This is a genomic window from Segetibacter aerophilus, from assembly GCF_007991655.1.
Classification (GTDB): domain Bacteria; phylum Bacteroidota; class Bacteroidia; order Chitinophagales; family Chitinophagaceae; genus Segetibacter; species Segetibacter aerophilus.
Genome location: NZ_BJYT01000007.1, coordinates 296,638 through 312,192, shown reverse-complemented (window position 1 = coordinate 312,192; position 15,555 = coordinate 296,638). Strand labels below are relative to the sequence as shown.

The window sequence follows — 15,555 nt, the reverse complement described above, 5'->3', positions numbered from 1 at the left end:
AGTCACGTTGCAAGAACGAAGCCCAGCGGCTTGAGCTTTGACATGAGGTTGATGGGGTTTAATACGTATCATGGTATATCTTGGATAGTCTCGTAAAAACCAGAGAAATTCCTCTTTCCTCTTCCCTATCTTTAAACAACCAAAAAAGCATTTATGCAAACTGCTTCTAAAAAAGTTATTAATGGCTGGGCCATGTATGACTGGGCCAACAGCGCGTATAACCTTGTCATTACTACGACTATTTTTCCTGCTTATTACGATGCCATTACGACTACAAAAACTGGAGACGCAGTAAGTCACAAGTTGCAGTTTTTAGGAGCAGAATTTGAAAGTGCATCCCTATACAATTATGCAATTGCAACGGCCTATTTTTTAATTGCCATTATATCTCCTGTGCTTTCTTCGATCGCTGATTATAAGGGCAACAAAAAACGCTTTATGCAATTCTTTTGTTACCTCGGAGGACTATCGTGTTGTGCCTTGTATTGGTTTCAGAGAGAGACTCTTTCGCTGGGAATTTTATGTTGTATACTAGCCGCAATTGGCTACTGCGGAAGCCTTGTTTTTTACAATTCTTATCTACCTGAGATTGCCGCAGATGAAGACAAAGACAGGATCAGTGCAAAAGGTTTTGCCTTTGGCTATATAGGTAGTGTTCTGCTACAATTAATTTGCTTTGCCTTTGTATTAAAGCCGGAATTGTTTGGCATCAAGGACAGTTCTTTTGCGCCCCGTTTGTCTTTTTTATTAGTTGGTATTTGGTGGATGAGCTTTGCGCAAATAACTTTTGCACGCCTGCCAAAAGGAAGGGCAGCGCAACAAAACAAAGGCAATAATATCCTAACAAATGGTTTTAAGGAATTAAATAAAGTCTGGCTACAGGTAAAGCAAATGCCCGTACTTAAAAGCTTTTTGCTATCATTTTTCTTTTATAGCATGGGCGTTCAAACTGTCATGCTTGCTGCAACTTTGTTTGCCAGCCAGGTCATTGGATTACCCACCCCTAAATTGATTATTTCTCTTTTGATAATACAGATCGTTGCTATTGCGGGGGCCTATATTATGGCAAAGCTTTCCCAGCGTTTTGGTAATTTCCAAGTGCTGATGTTAGTAGTAATGATTTGGGTAGTCATCTGTATAACAGCCTATTTTATTACAAGCGAGATGCAGTTTTATATGCTGGCAGTTTCAGTCGGACTGGTTATGGGAGGAATACAATCCTTGAGCAGGTCAACTTATGGAAAGATAATGCCTGAAACACACGACACCACCTCGTTCTTCAGCTTCTATGATGTGACGGAAAAAATCGCCATCGTCATTGGGATGTTTAGTTTTGGCTTGGTTCAGCAACTAACCGGCAACATGAGGAACTCGGTTCTTGCACTCATTGTATTTTTTATTGCTGGCCTGATTTGTTTGTTTATCACCTTGCAAAAAGAAAAACAAGCACAGGTTATAAATTTAGCATAATGAAATTGTATTCAATCAATGCAGGTCTTTTTAAGTTGGATGGCGGAGCAATGTTTGGAGTTGTGCCAAAAAGTATTTGGAACAAACTTAATCCTGCCGACGAAAACAATATGTGTACATGGGCTTTAAGATGTCTATTGATCGAGACAGGCGATAAAAGAATTTTGATTGATACCGGGATGGGTAATAAACAGGATGCAAAGTTCTTCGGCCACTATTATCTACATGGGAATGATACATTAGAAAGTTCTTTAGCAAAACATGGTTTCACCAAAGATGACATAACCGATGTATTTCATACTCACCTCCACTTCGACCACTGCGGAGGAACTATTGTGCGGGATGGAGAGCAGCTTCTTCCGGCTTTTAAAAATGCTACACTTTGGAGTAATGAGCAACACTGGTCTTGGGCAACAAAACCAAATGACCGCGAAAAAGCTTCGTTCCTAAGAGACAATATCTTGCCTATGCAGGAAAGTGGCAGATTACAGTTTGCCCCTGTAGAAGAAAATGTATCCATTTTCAATGAAGAGATTACTTTGAAGTTTGCGTACGGACACACTGACGCGATGATGCTTCCAACAATAAAATACAAAGGCAGAACAATCGTTTATATGGCTGACCTTTTGCCTTCTGCCGCCCACTTGCCTTTGCCTTATGTTATGAGTTACGATATGTTTCCTCTGAAGACTTTGAGTGAAAAGAAGCTGTTTTTACAGGAAGTTTTGGAGAACGATTATGTCTTATTTTTCGAGCATGATGCTAATATCGAATGCTGTACTTTACACATGACTGACAAGGGAATTAAAGTAAAGGAGACCTTTACTTTAAACGATTTATAACCTGTTATTGTTTTTTCTCAATACTGTCCTGAACCTAGCATTACGAGCGTACATGCTTCCATTGGTTGGATACCATTTTTGCGCGCCATTTCTTCCAGTTCATCATTTTCTGTTCCCGGGTTAAATATGATGCGTGTAGGTTTCAACGATAAAATATAGTCATAGTAAGGCCGTTGATTGGTTGGATTAAGATATAAGGTGACAGTATCTATATCTTCAAACTTTGGTTGACCGGTTAGGATGTCTACATTCCCAACTTTGCCCTCTCTTAGCCCAACAGCCACCACCGGATGTTTGTACGTTGATAATTTATTCATAGCAAGATAACTATACCTCGATGGATTAGTTGATGCTCCTAATACCAAAGTTTTTTTAGCAACCATGTCAGGAAAGTTTAATTATATGATGATATAAAATTACAAGAATTGAACCAGTAGCAATTTAATTATGAGGGTTGTAGGAGCTAGGTTTTAACGATTGTAATACTATTTAAAGAGTTTAATAAAACTGCTCCAAAACCAATTTTCTTCAGATTTAATAATTGTATCTAAGGTCTTCTCTGCCTGGCCGGCAAATCTCTTTATGTTGCCAATTGTTTCGGTAAAAGCTTTCACGTCTGCATCCTGCTTATCGGCTTCTACTTCGCTCAATTGGTTTAGCACTTTTACCATCGGGTCAAGCTCACGTTTCTTACGTTGGTACATAATCAAAGTAGCCACTTTCCAAATGTCTTTTTCTGCGCTAAAAAATTCCTTCCTTTCTCCCGGAACGATCACTTTTTCTAACAGGCCCCAATCAATCAGCTCTCTTACGTTCATGTTTGCATTACCCCGACTTATACTTAGTTGTGCCATGATATCTTCCGTTGTCAACGGCTGGGCTGCAACAATTAGTAAGGCATGAATTTGCGCCATCGTCCTGTTAATACCCCACTGACTTCCAAGTATCCCCCAGCTCTGTATAAATTGTGCTTTTGCTTCAGTCAAATCCATCCGACAAAGATAGAAGACTTTCTAATTTTCAGTATTTGATTGAAAGACATTCTGAAACTCCTTCCTCAATAGTTTGACTTTCTTGCACTTTTTTTTTCGAAGCATAAAAGCATCTGACAGAGAAGTGTTAAGGTGTTAATAGCGAAAAGTCTTTAATTAAACTTATTCACAGAATTGCTGATAATTGTTTCTAAAATCACTAATAATCATGCTTCTATTCGAGAATATATGAAACCGGTTTCAAATGGCATAGAATTCGTAATATGACTGAAAACATCAAAACAAATGATTATGAAGAAAAAACTATTTGGTGCAGCAGTAATTTCAATGATGTCTCTTGGGGTAATGGCACAAGTGAGGCATTCAACTTCTACTACTTCTGCTCCTGGAAAAGAGGGCAATTTTATAATTAAAGGTGGCCTCAACCTGGCAAACATTTCGGTAAGCTCAAACGGACGCGTTGACCAGGCAAATGCTTTAAAAACCTTTGTTGTAGGTATCGGTTATGACCTTCCTTTAGGTGAGTATTTCTCTATACAACCTGGCCTATTGTACACCGGAAAAGGATCGAAAACCCAGTACGGAAAAGAAAGCAATACAGGCTTTTATTATAAAGCCACTTCAAACCCGATGTATCTTGAAATCCCTGTGAACTTTGTTGGTAAAATTCCTTTGACTCAAACATCCAGTTTCTATTTAGGTGCTGGCCCTTATGCAGCAATGGGTATTACCGGCAAAAACAAAGTAGACAGTTATACGCTTGGCGTACACAGGTATAGCAGCAGCGATATTGTGTACAGCAATGACAACCCTACAACTGCGCAGGAAGAAAATTATGGCTATGGCAAAATAAAAAGATTTGATTATGGTTTGAATGCTGTAGCAGGTCTTGAATTTACCAGATTTACACTTGGCGCAAACTACGGCTATGGTCTTGTTAAGATTAATTCAGGAACTGATAACACCGCGAATGATAGAGGTAAAAACCGTGTTTGGAGTTTTACACTCGGTCTAAAATTATAAGAAACGAACTTTTCGAAATTGTAAATGACGGACTTGTTCCGTCATTTTTTTTGCCCTTCACATAAACATGTGGTTTAGGATGAACGGTTTCATGAACTTGTTTTAGATGGCTTTTTTTGTAAAAAATATCTACAATGAAACTCAAAAACATCGTAACATTTATAGCGGCAATAGCTATCACAAATGTATCATTAGCACAGTTTGAAGGCAGCAAGCAAGTTTTTACTTCACCAAAATTGCAGTCAGAAATCTTTAAACATAAGAAAGTAGCGATACTACCTTTTAACGCTACTATTTCTTATAAAAAGCTTCCAAAGAATTTCGATAAAGAAGCCAACGAGCAAGACCAAAATAACCTGGCGGCTGCAATGCAACAAGGCATGTACACTTACCTTTTAAGAAAGGCAGACGACTATACGGTAAGCTTCCAGGATGTAGAAAGAACGAATGCGCTCTTAAAACAAAAAGGCCTTTACGACAAACTCAACGAGGTAACACAGGACTCTATATGTAAAGCCCTGGGAGTAGATGCCGTAGTGAAGTGCGCCTTCACCTACGAAAGAACCAGCAGTGAAGGTGGCGCAATCGTTAAAACTGTTTTGCTCGGTTCTGCCTTTGGTAAGACAGCAAGCGGCTCTCTTACCATGCAGATTTACAACGGTTCTGATGGCGAACTTTTGTGGCGTTTTTACAAAGAAATGAATGAAGACGTAACCAGTTCAGCGAACCAGGTAATGGAAAGAATGATGAGAAAAGTTGCAAGAAATTTTCCTTACGAGAAATCATAACAAGCAAAAAAAAATTTTACTACAAGGTGGCTTTTTTGGCCACCTTTTTTTGTTGCATGCAGTATAACATTCTTCACCATCCTTGTGTCACTTCCTTTTACAGTAAAACTTTATTCTGCCTTAAAAAGAACCCGCTTTTATAATTGGAAAGCAATCGTTTTACAAAATATCTAAATGAGACTTTTTTGTCTCCGATCAAAACAACAAAGGAAAGCGGTTGATTATCAACACAAACTTTTATATTAGTGACAGATAAGGTAGCGCTTCGCTAAAAACCCTTTGAAGCTATTAACCTTTTAAGTGCAAAAAAGCGCTTAAACAAATAATCATTATGAAAACAACAATCGGATTTGTATTAATCGTAACAGTGCTAATGTCGTGCGGCGAAAGCTCAGAAAACAGCGTTAAAAAACCATCAGTTCCGCTTGTAGGAACGTGGCAACTTGTAACAGCAATGATCATCGAAAAGGGAGATACTCTCGTGACTGACTACACTAAAAAAATCTCCTTTATTAAAATCATCAACGATACTCATTTTTCTTTTTTACAGCATGACTTAAGTAAGGGTAAAGACTCTGCTTCCGCTGTCTTTGGTGCAGGCGGTGGTACGTACTCTTTACAAGACTCATCGTACACAGAACATTTAGAATATTGCAACGCCAGGGAATGGGAGGGCAACGACTTCAAACTAACAGTATCAATACAAAATGATACACTTATTCAAAGGGGTGTAGAGAAGGTAGAAAGTGCTGGAGTAGATAGGGTGAATATAGAAAAGTATGCAAGGGTTAAATAGTTTCTTTAAACCCGCTTAAACTAATATTTTCCCGTAAACAGCAATGACAATGACATTAGAACACGTAGCAATCTGGACGAATAACCTGGAGCAATTAAAAGACTACTACGCTAAGTATTTCGACGGAACTGCAAATAAAAAATACACAAACGAGTCAAAACATTTCGAAAGCTACTTCCTAACTTTTAAGTCAGGAGCAAGACTTGAACTGATGACAAAACCAGGTATTCCACGCAACCAGAATGATACTATTACAGCCCAGTACCAAGGTCTTATTCATTTAGCTTTCGGCGTGGACACGATGCAGGAAGTCGAAGAAAAAGCCAGGCAACTGAAAGCTGGCGGATTTAGCATCTTAAGTGGCCCGCGAAAGACAGGAGATGGCTACTACGAATTTGAAACGCTTGATCCCGACAACAACAGACTTGAAGTAACCGCAAGGTTTGAAGATTAACACATATAAACGAGTCTTTGAAGTGAAAACATTTGTAAGAGTTTTGGAAAACAAAAAAGATATATACCATGATTACGAAATTGAACCATGTTAGCGTTTTTGTTCTTAACCAGGACAGCGCTTATGACTTTTATGTAAATAAACTTGGGTTTAAAATTCATACTGATGCAGCAATGGGACCAGGTATGCGATGGCTAACAGTTTGTCCCCCGGAGCAACCAGATTTAGAAATCACACTAATGGCAATTGAAGACGGAATGATGTTTAAAGATGGTGCAGCCGAACAAATGAGGGAGCTGGTAAAGAAGGGAACATTTGGTTTTGGCGTATTTGAATGCGATGATCTAAACGCCACTTATGAAGAGTTGAAATCAAAAGGGGTCGTTTTTAAAAAACCGCCAACAAAAGAATTTTATGGATATGAAGCCTTGTTTATGGATGACTCTGGCAATTGGTTCTCGGTCGGGCAGAAAAAATGATGGAATTAATTCTTTTGAGAGTAAGATTACGAGGAAGTATTTGTTGATTTTAATTTGGAATGGTAACTTTTAAGCAACCACCAGAAACGATATCAACCACATCATAAGCAGTACAAGTACAAGCCAAAATTGAATCTTTCATCAATGAAAAACCTTCCCGTTTTTGATCTTGCTATAATCTTTGTTTACCTGTTGTCAATGGTTCTTGTCGGCTTTTATTTCTCCAGGAAAAATAAAAACTCAGAACAATTTACTATGGCTTCCGGCACCATTCCGGGTTGGGCCATAGGCTTATCTATCTATGCTACCTTCTTAAGTAGCAATACCTTTTTAGGCGTTCCGGGGAAAGCTTTTGGCAGCAATTGGAACGCTTTTGTTTTTAGTATATCGATGCCTTTTGCTGCATGGATTGCATCAAAATATTTTGTCCCGTTTTATCGCCGCACTGGAGAGATTTCTGCCTATACTCATCTCGAAAATCGTTTTGGTCCGTGGGCTCGAACTTATACTGTTATTTGTTTTCTTCTTACCCAGCTTGCCCGCATGGGCTCCATCTTTTTTGGAATTGCTTTAAGCTTGCAGGCTTTAATTGGTTTCCCCATGTCGACTATTATGATCGTTATGGGCGTTTGCATTATTTTATATACTGTGTTAGGCGGCATGGAAGCCGTTATATGGACAGAAGTTGTGCAGGGTATTATCAAAACACTGGGTGCGTTACTGATTTTATATCTGATAATTGCAGAAATGCCATTAGGGATAAAGGGAATAATTGACATCGGAATGAGCAATCAAAAATTTAGCTTAGGTAGCCTGTCGCCTGACTTGACAGAATCGACTTTTTGGGTCGTGCTGTTCTACGGCTTCTTTATAAACCTCAATAATTTCGGTATGGATCAAAATTACATTCAACGCTATCACACGGCTAAGTCATCGAAGCAAGCTGCGAGGTCAGTATGGTTATGTGTGGCTTTGTATGTTCCTGCGTCGTTGTTGTTTTTTATCATCGGCTCCAGCCTTTTTGCTTATTACCAAATACATCCTGAATTGATTGAAACTGTGAAACAACAGGTCGCTGGTGAAAGACTGGGAAACGGTGCGTCAGCATCAGAAATAACAAAATTGGCTGCAGCCCTTAAACCGGCGGATTATGGTGACAAGGTGATGCCGCATTTTATGGTTACTAAAATACCAACGGGCCTGGTAGGGTTAATAGTATCGGCTATTCTATCAGCAGCAATGAGCACGATCAGTTCGGGTATGAATGCATCAGCAACGGTGTTTACAATGGATATTTACAAACGATATTTCAAGCCCAACTTGTCTGAGAAAAGCAAACTCTATACGCTACATGCTGCCACCATCGTTTTTGGGCTGTTAGGATTAACGACAGGAATAGCAATGATTGGAGTGAAAAGTTTACTGGATATCTGGTGGGAACTTTCAGGGATTTTTGCAGGGGGAATGCTTGGATTGTTTTTACTAGGAATTATCAGCAGGCGCACAAAAAGTCACGAAGCATTTACTGCAACCCTCATTGGTATTGTAGTTATTTTATGGATGACCTTTTCGAGCTACTTACCTCCACAATACGAATTTCTTAGAAACCCTTTGCATAAGAATATGGTCATCATTGTTGGTACCCTTACTATCTTTTTAGTAGGATTGTTGTTGACCGCACAGCAACGAAAAATTCAGTTAGTATCACCTGCTGAAAATCATTTGAAAAGTGAGGTTGATTAATACTGCGAATGAAGAAAAAAGTCTTGGAAGCTTTAAAGCTTTTCTGTAGATAAATGAATAAATTGCTTAAGTAGATACCTACTTTAATTTTCCTCAACGGTTACAAAAAAATAAATAATTGTATGAAAAACAGTGAAAAGAAATTTGTGCCGGTAATGATTACTCCGTTTAATCTCAAGGCAAAAGTGGATTTCGATGCAGTATCAAGATTGATTGATTTTTATCTTGCTGCAGGCGTAAAAGGATTTTTTGCGAATTGCCTAAGCAGTGAGATGTATAGCATCAGTGAAGACGAGCGCCTCGAGTTAACGCAGCATATTGTAAGGTATGTGAAAGGGCGTGTGCCGGTGGTGGCGACCGGGTCATTTGGGTTAACGATTGAAGACAAAGCTGAATTTACAAAGCGGATCTATAACACGGGAGTTAGTGCCGTTATATTAATTACAGGTCACTATTCCAACCTGGAGGACAGTGACGAAGTGCTGCTTGCCAACTTCAATAAAATGCTGAAGCTGACCGCTAATATTCCACTTGGGTTATATGAGTGCCCTGCTCCCTATAAGAGAATTTTGCCTGCGGAAGTTTTCAGGCAGCTGTTGGAAACAGGACGTTTCATTTATCATAAAGACACCACAAGAGAAGTGGAAGATGTGAGGGCAAAACTGGCTGTGATCCCCTCAAATAACTCCAGTTTCGAATTCTACGATGCACATACTCCGAATGCTATGTACTCGTTGCAGATGGGCGCAAAAGGGATGTCAGCTATAGCTGGTAACTTTTATCCGGAGATATTGGTGTGGATGTGTAACAACGCAACTAATCCTGCAAAGAAGGAAGAGGTTGAATGGCTACAATCCGAAATATCAAAGGTCGATCCGTTGATACATGAAGCCTACCCCTTAAGCGCAAAATATTTTTTACGAAAAAGAGGTTTACCTATCAGAACCATTAGCAGGGCACACGCACTTGAGTTAACACCAGATCAAAAAGCAACGCTTGACAGAATTTATGATAGTTTTTTAGGTTGGTGTGAAAGGCTTGAAATTGTACCTGTAGATGTCGAAGAATTGATGATGTCGCCAGTACATCTTGATCCACCTATTTAGTAAAATGCCTTTCTATTCTGCTAATTCCACAATAATTCATTTATGAGCTCAGGTTCACACTACAAGATTTTAACTGGAGAAACAGTTCTTGAAATAGAACGGAGTGTAAATGAAGCTTTCCCATCCGGCTGGGTGCCGCAAGGAGGATTGTCAGTCATATACAATTCCTCTTCAAAAACTTTCTCATTTTTCCAGGCGATGGTAAAGGTTCAAATGGTAGTAGACGCATAGACACAAGCAAAAGGAAAATAGGCTCGGGGTTCACCGTACGCCTACTATAAGCTTTAGTTAACGGTCTGGATCATTTGACGTGTAATTCCCAGAAACACCTAAACCCCGCCTTTTTAAAACAAAAGACTCCCATTAGTTTCTTACTAAACGCGGATATTACGGTATCCACTTCTCCCCTTTTAAGTAATCAATCAAAACAGTATCACTAGCAGACAACGGAGATATCCAAAGACCCACCTTCTCCCTCTCCCAATAAAGTCCTTGCGGGTTACCCGGCTGCGCGAACCTGTATCGATACAATACCGCCCGCACATACCTGGGCGGTCAGCCAGGAAACGGATTACCGGCAAACAAACTTAAAGTGCCCTTATCGTTATGAAGTAGTTTCCAAACAAGGTTATAGGTCCATGGATAGTCGGAAGGCGCAGCCATAGATGCAAACCACATTTGCCAATCCAACCGCAACTGGTACGGAGCGATTTGCGGAGGTCGTTTGTCGAGCAACACAGGCAGCCCCTTGTAGATATAAGGCTTCCAGTTAGCATTGTCAGTGGTGTCATTATCATCCGTTCCTTCAAAAACTACATTTAAGCGTTCCTGGCCTACCGTTCCAAATGCACCATAGGTATTTACAAGATCAAAAGGTTCGAACGAAGTATTCATGACCTGGCCTGGTGACAACATATTAATGGCAGGCTGCAAACTTAGCACTGCAATAACAACCGTCACAACCCAGGCAGTGGCGCCCATTGGTTTAGACTCTTCGCCGATCTGACCAGCCCTTTCCGCCCTTCGAACAAGCCCTTTCGGCAGCACCTTTGACCAAAAACCATCATCAAAACAAGCCAAAGCAGGAACGATCGTGAGCCAGTTTAAGAACGAAAGGTTACCACTAAGAATAATGGTCAGCTGAAACACAACAATCACTACTCCCGCAATATGACGTGCGATCCTTGGCCAGAAGACAAATAATGGTGCTACTACCTCAGCAATGTGATTAAACCAAACACCAATTTTTAAACCGGCACGTGGCAGAAAGTGAAAAAAACGGCTTAGCGGACCGGGTATAGGCTGTGTTTCGAAGTGATATTGGAGCGCTGTTGCATTACGCCATGCTACGTCACCTCGCAACTTAATCAACCCTGCTCCCATCATAATGCGAAAGATCAGCCAGCGAAATAAAACAATGATTTGAAAAGGCGGTGCATAGCGTGGAAACGGACGCATGTCGAGCAAGGGACAAAGAAAAATAGCCAGGAAACCTGTCTCGGTAAGCTGTATCTCCCAGCCGTATCCATACCATTCTTGCCCCACATGATTAAACGACATATATAAAATCCAGAGAACAACCATTATCAAAGCATTTGCATAGCCGGCCACCACTACCAGCGAAAGCACAAACCCTATCCAGGCTACAATCAAAAGCGCCGTGTCCGAATGACCAAACCAGAATAACGATGGCAGGCGCATAAAGCCAGCTGCATCCCCTCCAAGTGCCGCACTTATTCGTTCGAGATAAATTCCTACGGGGGTTAGTCCACCAGCACCAATCAAAGGAACGACTTGGTTAATTGCGACGGCGAAGGCTATAGCATAAATAAACCCTAACAAGCGAAGAATGACAAAGCGAGTAAGCCAATAGGTTGGAGCGACAACTTGGGCGCTTATAGCTTCTTCTGATTCTTCCTCTGTTTTATCGATTGCTTCCATTTAGGCTTATTCTCATTGATCCATCCCTAATGGTTTGCAAAAATTAATCCTGAAAGGGTCGTTTCGCTTATTACTATAATCCGCATATTCATGTCTTGGCTGTAAAAATCGCATTAGCAATGTGCATGAAAACAACCACGTTTTAATTTGATAGGAGAAGTTGGCCCTTTTGTTGATTATGTCTGGTTTTATATCTCATTTTAGAACATAAAATCAGTTTTTTGTTGACTGTTCTACTATTAAAAAGCATTAATGATGGAACAAATTTCTAAGTACTACCCTTTTATTGCCGCCGGCTGTATTGCCGCGCTCGTCATATACAAATTCCACCTCTCTAAATACTTAAAACATTCTGAACAGTTTAGTCGACTCTACTACCCGGTAGAAGTTGTAGAAAGTAGACGACGAACACTAATTAGAAAACAATACTTCCTGTCAGGATTAATTGTTCTTCTGCTAGCTTCAACTGTATTTATGCATTTTAATAGTACAGCCTCAAATTTGTCTTCTGGTCAAGTTACAGAAACCCCAATTGCTGAGAAGGTAAGCTTCAAGTATAAGCGGAAGCTTTACAAAGTAGACGTAAACGTAGTAACTGGAAATGAGGAGCCTGTTTACAAAGTATATTTTAAAAATACTGCAAAAGATAAGGGTAATAACACAATGCATTTATTTAGAAAAGAGAACATCGACGGCTCCGTCAAATGGGAATGCAGGACAGACTCATCTACCCTTCAGAACAACGAAATAGCGTCAATTGCAGGGGCTGCTATTGAAAAAGCTCTTCAGAACCGCAATTAAATTTTTATAATATTTTTCTCACGATTCTTCCTTTAGGGTAAGTTATTGCGCCTTCCGTTTAGGGAACGAGCTGCCGGATTTAAACATATAAATAAATTTATATAAAAAAAGCTTAAAGTATTAATATCACATGTTTATGTGGTTGTCTTACTCAAAAAATAAGCTCATTTTTACTATGAGTATTGGGGGCAATATTCTTATTTAATTCAAAACCCTTCCTTTCCAGGAGGGGTTTATTTTTTATGGGTAACACGTTATTGCTGCTAAAAACGTAATCGATATCAAACGAAAATGTCGCATAAAAAAAGACAGGAAGTGAAATACACTCCCTGTCTTTTCAATCCTAATAATAATATTATTTTTTCTGCTGCGACAAAAAGGTAATTAGTGAGGCAAACTCCTCATATGAAAGTGCATTTGCAAGACCAGGGGGCATCATAGAGGTCTCCATCTCTTTACGAGTAATAATATCTGAGGTTTTAACAGTACTTACCTGGCCGGTAATATCTCTCATAGTAATCTTATCAGCTGTTTCCGCTGTAACAAAGCCCGTGTAGCTTTTATTTCCTTTTGCTGTAATAAGTACGGTTGCAAAACCTTGCGATATAGATGCATTTGGTTTTAGAATTGACTCTGCAATTTGCTCCCTGTTCATAATAGATCCTATTTGCCCCATAAAGGGACCTTTCAACGGTTCTCCCTTATTGAGACTGTGACAGGCTACACAACCCTGACGGGTAAAAAGGGTTTTACCCAGCGTAGGATCCCCAGTTATTTTGGCCATTGCTAGCATCACATCTTCTATGGATGATTCGCCAATTTGCCCTTTTTTATTCCTGATTTTTTCAAGGTCAATTTTAGGTTCTTCTTTCGCAGCCACTGCTTCCTCTCCTCCAAACTCAGTTATTCCCATTTGAAATTTAGCATTCAAGTCTGCAAAGAGTTGCTTTTCAGATACTGACTTGTCCCTTTCTTCAGCAAGAAACTTCTTAATAGCAGGCGATGATTCCCAATCCATTCCCCTATAATAAGGGCCATGACCATCTGGTCGTGTACTCCACCAAAACAATCCTTCCTGCGGAGCCTCTTTTTTATACAAACGAGAGAGCGTTACGAGAATTTTATTTTTAAGTTCTTTATCGTTTGTCTTTCTGTAAGCTGCAATCAATCCATCAACTGCTTTACTATCATGCATATAACGCAACGCCCAAAGCGCTATAGTTGAATTCTCGGTTCCTATTGCATTAACACATGCATCAACAGCGTTGAGATTTATTAAAGCACGTACTGCAAGATGCGCAGGAATAATGGCAGAGTTCGGAGTGGCATGAGGGCCTTCTTTGTCTTTTTCAGGAGCTTGAAATGAAGCAGGAACTTTTACCTGCAACAGTGCCGGTATTGCTTCCTTACGGTCTAACCTGCCAAGGGCTATGATTGATGCTACCTGTACCCGTGGTGAAGGATCATTAAGCGCTTTTATAAAAGGTTGGAGAGGCACATTTTTTACAAATTCTTTTCTATCAGCCAAGGCTCGGAGCGCCCATTCCTTCACATCATTATCTTCAGTTAGTTTAAGTAGGTTTTCGGTTCCGGTTTCACCTGCCGCCTGGGCATAGGTAAAAATTCCTGCCACGCGTGCGTAGAGCGGTAGCGATTTGTCCTCAGCAATTTTCCAGGCGGCTTTTGTCGCATCTTTAGCCGGACGGTTTAAAAGTTCCTGTTGTGCATTCAGCCTTGCAACTGCATTATTAGAGCGTAACAGTTCGACAAGCTTTTTTACTGATAATTTTTTTACATCCGGAAATGCTTTAAACTTCCAATCCTTTGGAACGGCACGTACAACAAACCCCTTATTTGGGTTACCTGAATAACCTGCACCATCCCACGCGGATAAGTAGAGGCGGCCTGAGCCATCGATATCTAAATCTGTGATTTGAGCTAATTTTATGAACTCTTCGTCCTTCTGTGTGAAGCTGGCACCGTCTGGAGTTACGCGATGGAGATAGAGTGCACTTTTACCCCAGTCTGCCATCATTGGTACATGGTTGTATTTCTCAGGCCAGTTAGGATCGTCCATAAACAAATTTCCTGTACCCGAACCACCACCAACGTCAACTAAGGCAGGCAGAATTTCCTCGGTGAAATGTTTAAAAAGAAGCGGGTAACCATATTCGCCTGATTGAATTTGGTGGCTAAAACGAATGTTCCAGCCTCCGCCGTCGTTGGTGTTATCGCGGGTGAAAATGTTCATGTAAGGGTCTATTGCCACATCGTACACGTTACGCATACCGTGAGTATAAACCTCCATTTCCTTACCATTTGGCCTTACCCGAACAATTCCTCCTCCAAGCATACTCAACTTTGTTCCAGACCTGTCAGTTGCGTTTGAAAAACCAAAATCGCCCACCGCAATATATATCCATCCGTCAATCCCCATCCTTATTCCGTTGGTAGCATGATCGGTTCCGCGGCTTTGTAAGAATTTCGGCGAGCTAATATGTTCGATCAAAGGTTTTTCAGGGCCATCCGCTACCCCGTCATTGTCCTTGTCTTCGAAAACAACCAAGTCCATTCCCGTAGCCAATTTCGTTTCTTTAGAAAAGGTGGTATGAAGTACAAAAACCTGATCACCAAGGGAGATAATGCCGCGCGGATTATCAACTGAGGCAAATTGAGTGTGCTTGTCAACCTTCCCGTCGTTGTCACTATCAATTAGCTTAACAATACTGCCTTTACCCGGCGTTTTACCTAGTGATCCTATCTGGTCAACTCCGACAAATACTTCACCCGTGGCCGCCACAGCAAGGCACGCAGGGCTGGGAGTTAAATCAGCTCCTGTAAAATTGGTAACAGTTAATTCCGGGGGCCAACTCGTCGCATTACGAGCACTGTCTTTACTGAAGACCTCTTTGTGGATGTTTGCAACAGTAGATTTTTTTTCAAAAAAAACATATCCGGCATTTATAAAAAAAGCGCAAAAAAGAGTGAATGTAACCTTGATCATATAGCAATATTATAGACTGAATTATTTCAGATCGAAAATAAGCAGAGATTACATTTCCTTTAAATTTACTTTTTAGTCACTTCTTATTGTTCACAGCCAGTTTACGTCTTCGTCGT

At 40.3% G+C, this 15,555-nt stretch carries 15 protein-coding genes; 11 read left to right on the top strand and 4 right to left on the bottom strand.

Features of this window, described 5'->3' with window-relative positions; all coding sequences use genetic code 11:
• Positions 1 to 153: 153 nt before the first annotated feature.
• Together SAE01_RS11490 and SAE01_RS11485 are read left to right on the top strand one after the other, a co-directional pair.
• Positions 154 to 1,470 (top strand): MFS transporter, encoded by a 1,317-nt coding sequence (locus tag SAE01_RS11490; RefSeq protein ID WP_147203899.1) that lies wholly within the window; start codon positions 154 to 156, stop codon positions 1,468 to 1,470.
• Entirely contained in the window at positions 1,470 to 2,312 is an 843-nt protein-coding gene (locus SAE01_RS11485) for an MBL fold metallo-hydrolase (RefSeq protein ID WP_147203898.1), read from the top strand. Before SAE01_RS11490 ends, SAE01_RS11485 begins: the two co-directional genes overlap by 1 nt.
• 17 nt (positions 2,313 to 2,329) lie before the next feature.
• On the opposite strand, the gene SAE01_RS11480 is transcribed toward SAE01_RS11485, so the two are convergent.
• Both SAE01_RS11480 and SAE01_RS11475 read right to left on the bottom strand, forming a co-directional pair.
• Positions 2,330 to 2,695, bottom strand: coding sequence for a CoA-binding protein (locus SAE01_RS11480; protein WP_147203897.1), 366 nt, complete (start codon positions 2,693 to 2,695; stop codon positions 2,330 to 2,332).
• 102 nt (positions 2,696 to 2,797) lie between these two features.
• Entirely contained in the window at positions 2,798 to 3,304 is a 507-nt protein-coding gene (locus tag SAE01_RS11475) for a GbsR/MarR family transcriptional regulator (RefSeq protein WP_147203896.1), read from the bottom strand.
• A gap of 291 nt (positions 3,305 to 3,595) precedes the next feature.
• Between SAE01_RS11475 and SAE01_RS11470 the strand changes: the two genes are divergently transcribed.
• From SAE01_RS11470 to SAE01_RS11435, 8 genes are all read left to right on the top strand, one after another.
• On the top strand, positions 3,596 to 4,327 hold the full coding sequence (locus SAE01_RS11470; RefSeq protein WP_170234145.1) for a porin family protein: 732 nt from the start codon (positions 3,596 to 3,598) through the stop codon (positions 4,325 to 4,327).
• Between the two features lie 134 nt (positions 4,328 to 4,461).
• Positions 4,462 to 5,115, top strand: a complete 654-nt coding sequence (locus tag SAE01_RS11465; RefSeq protein WP_147203894.1) for a hypothetical protein — start codon at positions 4,462 to 4,464, stop codon at positions 5,113 to 5,115.
• A 331-nt stretch (positions 5,116 to 5,446) separates the two neighbouring features.
• Positions 5,447 to 5,911, top strand: a complete 465-nt coding sequence (locus SAE01_RS11460) for a DUF4488 domain-containing protein (protein ID WP_147203893.1) — start codon at positions 5,447 to 5,449, stop codon at positions 5,909 to 5,911.
• Positions 5,912 to 5,960: 49 nt separating this feature from the next.
• Positions 5,961 to 6,365 carry a VOC family protein gene (locus tag SAE01_RS11455; RefSeq protein WP_147203892.1) on the top strand — a complete coding sequence of 135 codons (405 nt, stop codon included), beginning with the start codon at positions 5,961 to 5,963 and terminating at the stop codon, positions 6,363 to 6,365.
• 68 nt (positions 6,366 to 6,433) lie between these two features.
• A complete protein-coding gene (locus SAE01_RS11450; RefSeq protein ID WP_147203891.1) occupies positions 6,434 to 6,844 on the top strand; it encodes a VOC family protein in 411 nt (136 codons plus the stop codon).
• Positions 6,845 to 6,988: 144 nt separating this feature from the next.
• On the top strand, positions 6,989 to 8,587 hold the full coding sequence (locus tag SAE01_RS11445) for a sodium:solute symporter family protein (RefSeq protein ID WP_147203890.1): 1,599 nt from the start codon (positions 6,989 to 6,991) through the stop codon (positions 8,585 to 8,587).
• A 122-nt stretch (positions 8,588 to 8,709) separates the two neighbouring features.
• A complete protein-coding gene (locus tag SAE01_RS11440; protein WP_147203889.1) occupies positions 8,710 to 9,693 on the top strand; it encodes a dihydrodipicolinate synthase family protein in 984 nt (327 codons plus the stop codon).
• Positions 9,694 to 9,735: 42 nt separating this feature from the next.
• Positions 9,736 to 9,924, top strand: coding sequence for a DUF1737 domain-containing protein (locus SAE01_RS11435; RefSeq protein ID WP_147203888.1), 189 nt, complete (start codon positions 9,736 to 9,738; stop codon positions 9,922 to 9,924).
• Between the two features lie 324 nt (positions 9,925 to 10,248).
• Here SAE01_RS11435 and SAE01_RS11430 read toward each other — a convergent pair whose 3' ends face one another.
• Entirely contained in the window at positions 10,249 to 11,634 is a 1,386-nt protein-coding gene (locus SAE01_RS11430; protein WP_246113218.1) for a lipase maturation factor family protein, read from the bottom strand.
• A 252-nt stretch (positions 11,635 to 11,886) separates the two neighbouring features.
• On the opposite strand from SAE01_RS11430, the gene SAE01_RS11425 reads away from it, so the two are divergent.
• On the top strand, positions 11,887 to 12,435 hold the full coding sequence (locus SAE01_RS11425) for a hypothetical protein (protein ID WP_147203887.1): 549 nt from the start codon (positions 11,887 to 11,889) through the stop codon (positions 12,433 to 12,435).
• Positions 12,436 to 12,790: 355 nt separating this feature from the next.
• Here the strand turns inward: SAE01_RS11425 and SAE01_RS11420 are convergent, their stop codons facing one another.
• A complete protein-coding gene (locus tag SAE01_RS11420; protein WP_147203886.1) occupies positions 12,791 to 15,439 on the bottom strand; it encodes a DUF7133 domain-containing protein in 2,649 nt (882 codons plus the stop codon).
• Positions 15,440 to 15,555: the final 116 nt, after the last annotated feature.